This window comes from Streptomyces sp. SID11385 (genome assembly GCF_010548245.1).
GTDB lineage: Bacteria > Actinomycetota > Actinomycetes > Streptomycetales > Streptomycetaceae > Streptomyces.
The window spans coordinates 1-8,104 of record NZ_JAAGLR010000198.1 but is presented as its reverse complement, the minus strand read 5'-3'; the positions used below and the strand labels follow the sequence as shown (position 1 = coordinate 8,104).

5 protein-coding genes and 2 tRNA genes are annotated in these 8,104 nt (G+C 74.3%); 5 read left to right on the top strand and 2 right to left on the bottom strand.

Annotation, left to right across the window (positions count from 1 at the left end):
• Together G3I42_RS06300 and G3I42_RS06295 are read left to right on the top strand one after the other, a co-directional pair.
• Positions 1-272, top strand: a 272-nt coding sequence (locus tag G3I42_RS06300) for a hypothetical protein (protein WP_203606429.1), incomplete at its 5' end; no start/stop codon positions are given.
• A 49-nt stretch (positions 273-321) separates the two neighbouring features.
• The gene (locus tag G3I42_RS06295) at positions 322-969 is read left to right on the top strand and encodes an HAD family hydrolase (protein WP_164283163.1); all 648 of its coding nucleotides are present in this window, start codon (positions 322-324) and stop codon (positions 967-969) included.
• A gap of 207 nt (positions 970-1,176) precedes the next feature.
• On the opposite strand, the gene G3I42_RS06290 is transcribed toward G3I42_RS06295, so the two are convergent.
• A tRNA-Arg gene (locus G3I42_RS06290) sits at positions 1,177-1,252 on the bottom strand.
• Between the two features lie 402 nt (positions 1,253-1,654).
• Between G3I42_RS06290 and G3I42_RS06285 the strand changes: the two genes are divergently transcribed.
• Positions 1,655-3,982, top strand: a complete 2,328-nt coding sequence (locus tag G3I42_RS06285) for a serine/threonine-protein kinase (RefSeq protein WP_164283161.1) — start codon at positions 1,655-1,657, stop codon at positions 3,980-3,982.
• A 119-nt stretch (positions 3,983-4,101) separates the two neighbouring features.
• Here G3I42_RS06285 and G3I42_RS06280 read toward each other — a convergent pair.
• Positions 4,102-4,177: transfer RNA gene (locus G3I42_RS06280), tRNA-Arg, on the bottom strand.
• Positions 4,178-4,489: 312 nt separating this feature from the next.
• Here G3I42_RS06280 and G3I42_RS06275 point away from each other — a divergent pair.
• Both G3I42_RS06275 and G3I42_RS06270 read left to right on the top strand, forming a co-directional pair.
• Positions 4,490-6,466 carry a dynamin family protein gene (locus G3I42_RS06275; RefSeq protein WP_164283159.1) on the top strand — a complete coding sequence of 659 codons (1,977 nt, stop codon included), beginning with the start codon at positions 4,490-4,492 and terminating at the stop codon, positions 6,464-6,466.
• A 350-nt stretch (positions 6,467-6,816) separates the two neighbouring features.
• Positions 6,817-8,104, top strand: a 1,288-nt coding sequence (locus G3I42_RS06270; protein WP_343244468.1) for a GTPase, incomplete at its 3' end; no start/stop codon positions are given.

Below are 8,104 nucleotides of genomic sequence, written 5' to 3'. Positions count from 1 at the left end.
TCCTGAGCGGCAGGGCCGCCGAGGGCCTGCGTCTCGCGCGCGCCGAGCTGACCCGCGCACGGCGCACGGGGGAGCGCCTGGTCGAGATCGAGGCCCGCCTCGCCCTCGGGGCCTGCCTGACCCGGCTCGCGCGCACGGCCGAAGGGGCCCGCGAGCTGGCCCGCGCGGAAGCACAGGCCCGCACGCTCCCCTACCCCGCCGGGGCACGGTGGGCGGCCTGGGCCAGGGAACTGCTCCTGCCTCCGGCGGACGTGCCCTCGCGGGGCCGGTGAGCCGCCCCGTGCGTACCGGTGCCGGCCCGCTCACGACTACCTTGGTCCGGTGACCGCGCCCATAGAACTCGTCATCTTCGACTGCGACGGCGTCCTCGTCGACAGCGAACGCATCGCCGCCCGGGTCCACGCCTCGCTCGGCGCCGAACTCGGCTGGCCGCTCGGCGAGCCCGGCGTCGTGGAGCACTTCATCGGCCGCTCGCACGCCGACATCCGTACGACCATCGCGGGACGCCTCGGCGCGGAGACCGCCACGCTCTGGTCCGAGCGCTTCGAGAAGCTGCACCACGACGCGGTCGAGGCGGGGCTGACCCCGGTCGACGGTGTCGTCGAAGCGCTCGACGCCTTGACGCTGCCGGTGTGCGTCGCCTCCAGCGGCACCCACGACAAGCTCCGCCACACCCTGGGCCGCACCGGTCTGTACGAGCGCTTCGCGGGCCGCGTCCACAGCGCGAGCGAGGTCGCCCGCGGCAAACCCGCTCCCGACCTCTTCCTCCACGCGGCCCGCCGCATGGGTGTGTCCCCCGCCTCCTGCGCGGTCGTGGAGGACAGCGCGCCAGGAATCCGCGCCGCCCGCGCGGCGGGCATGCGGGCCTACGGCTACGCGGGCGGCCTGACCCCCGCCGCGCGCCTCACGGGGCCGGGCACGACGGTCTTCACCGACATGCGCCAACTCCCGGCGCTGTTGGGGGAGTAGGGCCGGGAGGGGCAGCAGGGGCAAAGACGGCGGCAGGGCGGCGGGGCAGCAGCTCAGCGGCATCACGTACGGCGGCTGGAGGCCGGGCCGGGCGGTCCCGTGGAGAACTCGCGGACCGGGCACCGTTCCCTCGGCGTTCCGCCGGGCAGGTGGCACCGGGTGAGAAGCCTCTCCCTTGACCCGTTCAGGCAGGTCACGAGGAGGTGGTGGCGCCCCCGGCAGGACTCGAACCTGCGGCCAAGCGCTTAGAAGGCGCCTGCTCTATCCACTGAGCTACGGGGGCTGACCTGCGCAAACGCAGGAGCCTCGGGCTGCATCCCCAGGGCGTGGCAACGCAAAGGGAATTTTAGGTTCCCAGGGCTCGTGGGGCACATGCGTCCCGGCCGAGCCGGGAGCAGGATCTCACACCGTCTTCACAACCGGCGAGGCGTGCGAGGAAATATTCGGGCACGTGTCCGATGTGGATCTCTTCCCGCGGCTGCCCGGGCTGGACCGGGACCGGAGGGATGCCGGACCGGAAAGGGGCCCGAGCCGGAAGGGTGGAGGGCTGCCGAGCCGGAGGGCCGAAGGGGCGGCCCCCCCCGCGCGGGGGGGGCAGGCATTCCATGGTGTCCCCACGAGTCGGCCCGTGCCCGCTCGCGTCCCGCCACTCCCGCCCACGGGGGGGCCTCCGTACCAACGTGGCATGATGACGCGCGAGTTGCTGTCGGGGCGCTGGAGGGGGCAGGGGCGGGTGGAGGGGTTCGCGGCGCTGCGGGCAACCGACCCGGAGCAGGTCGGGCCGTATCGGCTGACGGCCAGGCTCGGGTCCGGTGGGATGGGCAGCGTGTACCTGGGGCAGTCGCCCGGTGGCCGGACGGTCGCGGTCAAGGTCGTCCGGCCGGACCTGGCGGAGGAGGTCGGCTTCCAGCGCCGGTTCGCCCGGGAGGTGGCCGCCGCCCGCCGTGTGAACGGCGCCTTCACCGCCGGGGTGGTCGGCGCCGACCCGACCGGAAACCCGCCGTGGCTGGCCACGGAGTACGTGCGGGGCATGGCGCTCGGCGCGGCCGTCGAGACGCACGGACCGTGGTCGGTGGAGTACGTGCTGCGGCTGGGCGCGGGCCTGGCCGAGGCGCTGACCCGCATACACGCCGTCGGCGTCGTGCACCGGGACCTGAAGCCGTCGAACATACTCCTCTCGCACGACGGACCCCGGGTCATCGACTTCGGGATCTCGGCAGTCAGCGACGCCAGCGTGCTGACGCAGACCGGCACGATGGTCGGCACTCCCGGCTACATGTCCCCCGAACAACTCGTGGGCCCCCACGCGGGCCCCGCCGCCGACGTGTTCGCGCTGGGGGCCGTGCTCGTGTACGCGGCCACCGGGATGGGCCCCTTCGGTGTCGGCGCCTCGCATGCCATCGCCTACCGCACGGTGCACGAGCCGCCCGCCCTGGACCGCGTCCCGGCGGCATTGCGCGAAGTGGTCGGGGCATGCCTGGAGAAGGACCCCGGGCGACGCCCCACCGTGGCCCGTCTCATGGCGGGACTCCTCGCCGGGACCACGGCGGGCAACGGCGCCTCGCCGCCGTTCCCCCCACAGGGACACTGGCTGCCGGCGGCGGTCGCCCAGATGGTGCCGAAGGCCGACGCCACCCCGTCGGCCTTCGGCCCGCCGGGATCGGCGGCCCCCGTCCGGCCGCGGGGGCCGGAAGGGTCGGCTGCCCCCGTCCGGCCGTGGGGGCCGGAAGGGGCGGCGGCTCCGGACCGGCCGTGGGGGCCGGAAGGCGCTACTGCTCAGGTCACCCCCGGCTTCACGGTCACGCGGCAGTTCGAACCCCCCAGGGAGCGGGCGACCGGAACCACCCGACGACGCGCTCTGTTCGGGCTCACGGGTGCCGCCGCCGTGGCCGCGATCGGTGCCGGGAGCTGGCTGTCCGGCATCGGACGCGGCGGCAGCGGCGGCGGCAGCGGCGGCGCGGCCGCGTCCACCACGTCGCACAAGGCCGGTTCCGTGCGGTGGAAGTCGTACGCCATCGCTGACGCGGACGACGAATCGCCCAACAGCGAGGCCGCACCTCCCCTTCTCGCCGACGGCCTGCTCCTCGCGGCCGGACGCACGGCCCTGTACGCGCTCTCCGCCGAGGGCGGTACCAAGAAGTGGACCTACACTCCGGGCCGCAAGTACGAGTGGGTCAACCCCGCCGTCGTCGCGGCCGGCGACACCCTCTACCTGGGCGTGGACGGAACCGTGCACGCGGTGCGCGTCGACACCGGCGCCAAACGGTGGGTGCAGTCCACGGCCGGCGGATTCGCCTGCCCGACCGTGCACGGCGAGCGGCTCTACACCGTCAGCATCGATGCGAAGGGCAGCGAGTTCCACCAGCGCAGCTGGCTGTACGCGGCGTCCGCGCGAACCGGCACCGAGGCGTGGACGAAGGAGAGCGAGCTGACGCGGACGGTCGCGACCGTGGCCGACGACAGCCTCTACACCGGCGTCGGCGGTGTCCTCTTCGCTTCGCGGAGCGACACCGGTGACACACGCTGGCAGTTCGACACCGGGGGCTTCTCCCTCGACGCCCCCACGGTCAGCGGCGGCATGGTCTACGTCAGCGGCCTCGGCTCCGACACGACCGGGGCCACCGTGTACGCCGTATCGGCGGCCACCGGAAAGAAGCAGTGGGAACTTCAGGGGAGCGCCTACGCCTTCTCCCCACCGACGGCGGCGGGTGACACCGTCCTGGTCAGCACCTTGACGGCCCCGGACAAGAACACCGTGCGCGCGCTGAACGCGAAGACCGGCAAGCTCGTCTGGCAGCGCCAGCTCGCCGACGACAACCTCACCCGGCCCGTCACGGCGGACGGCGTCGTCTACGTCGTCGGCGACGGCGTTCTGTACGCACTGCGAGCCGACACGGGCAGAATGCTGTGGCAGTACGCCACGAAGACGTCCATCCGCGCGGCCCCGCTGGTCGTCGGTGACACCGTCTACCTCTCCAGCTCCACCGGCAAGATCTACGCGATCTGGACCTGACAGCGGTCGCCGCGTCCGCCCGCTGCCGTGTCCGTTCCCGCGTGGGAACGCCGACAGGAAGAAAGAGCGCGTCGCACCGCTCCGTCCTTGGAACACCCGCTCTGCGGCGGGGCCTTCGATGGTGCCCCAGGCAGGACTCGAACCTGCGGCCAAGCGCTTAGAAGGCGCCTGCTCTATCCACTGAGCTACGGGGGCCGGTCGTGTGCGGCCGGTGGCCGGGAGCCCTGGTGCGGGCAGGACGGTGACCTGGCCGGGGACAAGGATAGGGCTCCGGGCTCCGTGTCCCTGCTGCTTCGCCCGCGCGCCACGTTGTGCAGGTTCGGTGAAGCGGTCCCGATACTGGCAGGCAGGTGCGCATCACGCATCGTTTTGAGGCCCACCGGTGCCAGGGTGTTGTGCACTCGTTATCGCTCGGCGTCCCCGCCCCCTTCCACCGCCCGGGTTCCCTTGCCACGCAGAAGCAGCCAAACGCTTCAATATGTCGCCAAAACCGGGCATTCTGCGCATGTGGTGACCTTGGATGCACGGCCTCAGCTTCTCGACGCCCTTACCGACCTGCGCGACCGCGTCGCCGCCGTGCGCTGCCCCCTGCCACTGCCGGGCGCTCCACGCGCCCGCGCCAACAGGGACGAACTGCTCGCCCAGCTCGACGACTACCTCCTTCCCCGCCTGCGCACGCCCGAGGCCCCGCTCCTCGCCGTCGTCGGCGGCTCGACCGGCGCGGGCAAGTCGACCCTCGTCAACTCGCTCGTCGGCCGCCGGGTCAGCGAGGCCGGCGTCCTGCGCCCCACGACCCGCAACCCGGTGCTCGTCTGCCACCCCGACGACCACCACTGGTTCGCCGACCTGCGGGTCCTCCCCGAACTGACCCGCGTCTGGGTCCCCCGCCAGGACTCCCCCCGCCCCGCCGACCACCCGGCCTACAGCGGCTACGAGGAAGCCGAAGCCCCCTACGAGGACGAGTACGGCGCCTATGACGACGACGGCTTCGAGACCGGCGAGGAGAACCGCGGCCGGGTGCTCCGTATCGAGACCTCCGCAGCCCTGCCCCCCGGACTCGCCCTGCTCGACGCCCCCGACATCGACTCCCTCGTCGTCCGCAACCGCCTCCTCGCCGCCGAACTCATCTGCGCCGCCGACATCTGGATCATGGTGACCACCGCGAGCCGGTACGCCGACGCCGTCCCCTGGCACCTCCTGCGCACCGCGAAGGAACAGCAGGCCACCCTCCTCACCGTCCTCGACCGCGTGCCCCACCAGGTACTCGGCGAGGTCTCGCAGCGGTACGGCGCTCTCCTCACCAAGGCCGGGCTCGGCCACGTCCCCCGCTTCACCGTCCCCGAACTGCCCGAGTCGACCGGCGGGGGAGGGCTCCTGCCCGCCACCGCCGTCGCGCCGCTGCGCGCCTGGCTCGCGCACCGTGCCGCCGACCCGTACGCACGCGCCCGCGCCGTCGGCCGCACGGCACGCGGCGCGCTCGGTTCCCTGCGCCGCCGCATGCCCGAACTCGCCGCGGCTGTCGCGGCCCAGTACGCCGCCTCCGTCCGGCTCAGCGCCGCCGTGGACGAGGCCCACGCCCTCGAACACGCACGGCTGCACGAACGGCTCCAGGACGGTGCCGTCCTCGCCGGCGACGCCCTCAAGCGCTGGCAGGCCCACCCGGTCGACTGCACCCCCGGCGAACTCACCGACGCCCTCGTCGACAGCCTCGCCGCCCTCCTGCTGTGCGCCGTGACCGCCGCGGACGAGCACATCGACGCCCGCTGGCGCCGCGAGCCCGCCGCCCGCGCCCCGGAACTGAGCCCGTCGTCCCCGGGCGAGACGGAACAGCTCGCCCACCGCATCGGCGTCGCGGTGCGGCGCTGGCGGCGTGTCGTCGAGGAGTACGCCGAGGAGGAGTTGCGCGCGCTCGACCACAGCACCGCCCCCGACCCGGAGTCCGTCACGGCCCTGCTCGTCACGGCGCTGCTCGGTGGCCGGCGCGGCGGAGTCGCGGGCGAGTCGCTCGCCGAACGCATCGGCGCGGAGGGCGCGGTGCGCCTGCGCGACCGGGGCGGCGAACTCCTCGGCGAGTGCCTCGACCGGGTACTCGGCGCCGAGCGCGAACGCCGCCTCGCCCCGCTCGATGCCCTCGGCATCGGCCACGAACCGCAGTCCGCGCTGATCGCCGCGCTCTCCCTCGTGGAGAAGGTGCGCGAGGTACGGACCGCTGTCATCCCCCGGCCCGAGTCCGTCGCCGTACCCGCGCCCGCCACCGTGCCGAGCACCGGCGCCACGGCTGGGGCGGCTGGAGCGGGGGGCACGGCTGCCACGGCTGGAGCGACTGCGAGGGCTGGGACGTCTGCCGTGGCTGCCAAGGCTGCCGCGTCCGACTCGCCGGGCGCCGACGGAGCGGTCGCCCGCGGCATGGCGGCCGTCGCCGTCGCGGGACACGCGGAAGACCACGTCCCAGCCGCCGAGACAGAAGGAGGGGCGAGCGCGTGAGCACCGCCGCCACCGAGCACCAGGACCGCCCCGGCACCCCGGAAGGAAGGGGCGGCCACATCCCCGCCCCGGAACGTCCGCTTCCGGAAAGCCCAGCGGCTTCCGCCGCCCACGAGGAGACCGGAGCCCACGAGAAGCCCGGGGCCCACGAGGCTCCCGCCGCTGAAGAGGCGCCCGTCGCCCATGCCGCCTCCGGGGTGGCGGGCGGGTCGAGCCCCACACCGGACATCTTGGGTGACACGTCCGGCAGTTCGGACCGCACGCCGGAGACCCTCGGTGGTACGCCGGCCGGCGCCGGCAGCACGCCGGGCGCCCTCCAGGCGGGACTCGCCAGGCCCGGCGCCGCGCGCGTGCCCGCCCCGGCCGACGGGACCACTCCCCGCACGGGTCCGCTCCCGGAACGTACGGACCTCACCTCGCAGCCGACCAGCACAGGCCCCGCCGCAGGCCGCGCCGCGGAAGACGCCCTCACCCCCGAGACCGGGACCGGGGCAGGTACCGGTTCCCCCGAGACGGAGACGGACCCCCGCACACCCGCCGAAGACACCGCGCCCGCCCCGCACACGGGCAGGACTGAGGCCGGGGCGGATGTCCCTCGGCCGGTGTTCGACGACGGCCTCATCGCGCGCCGCGCCGGACCGATCGGTACGTGCCCGGACCTCACCACGCGCGAGGCCGCAGGCAGCCGAGGCGGCGATGCCGAGGTGCGTGCCTTCCGCGAAGGTCCGCTGCGGGAACGGCTCGACGCGCTGCGCGAACTCGTCGGCCTCTCCCGCGCCCGCCTCGACGAGGACACCCTCGCCGAGGCGGGGCGCGTGCTCGACGAGGCCGCCGCACGCGGCAGGCTCTCGGGCCGCCACACCGTCGTCGCCCTCGCCGGGGCCACCGGGAGCGGCAAGTCGACGCTCTTCAACACCCTCGCGGGCGCCAACATCTCCGACACCGGCGTCCGGCGGCCCACCACCTCCGCGCCCCTGGCGTGCAGTTGGACGGACGGCGCCGCCGGGCTGCTCGACCGGATCGGCGTCGCCGGACGACTGCGACGCCGGCCCGTGCTGCCGTCCGAGGACGACGGGGAACTCAGCGGACTCGTCCTCGTCGACCTGCCCGACCACGACTCGGCGGCGGTCGAGCACCGCGCGCAGGTCGACCGCGTGCTGGGCCTCGTCGATGCCGTGATCTGGGTCGTCGACCCGGAGAAGTACGCCGACGCCGTCCTCCACGAGCGCTACCTGCGCCCCCTCGCGGGCCACGCCGAGGTCACGTTCGTGGTCCTCAACCAGGTCGACCGGCTCCCCGCCGATGCGGCCGACCTCGTCCTCGACGACCTGCGCCGTCTGCTCGACGAGGACGGCATGCCGCTCGGCGAACACGGCGAACCCGGTGCCACGGTGCTCGCCCTCTCCGCCGTCACCGGCGAAGGAGTCGGCGAACTGCGGGAGATGCTTGGCGAGTTCGTCAGCGAACGCCGCGCCGCCGCACGCCGCCTCGCCGCGGACATCGACCTCGTCGCCGAACGCCTGCGCCCCCTCTACGCGGCCGGCCGCAGCCCCGGGCTCAGCGAGGACGCCCGCGTCGCCTTCGCCGACCGGCTCGCCGAAGCGGTCGGCGCCACCGCGGCGGGCGAGGCGGCCGAGC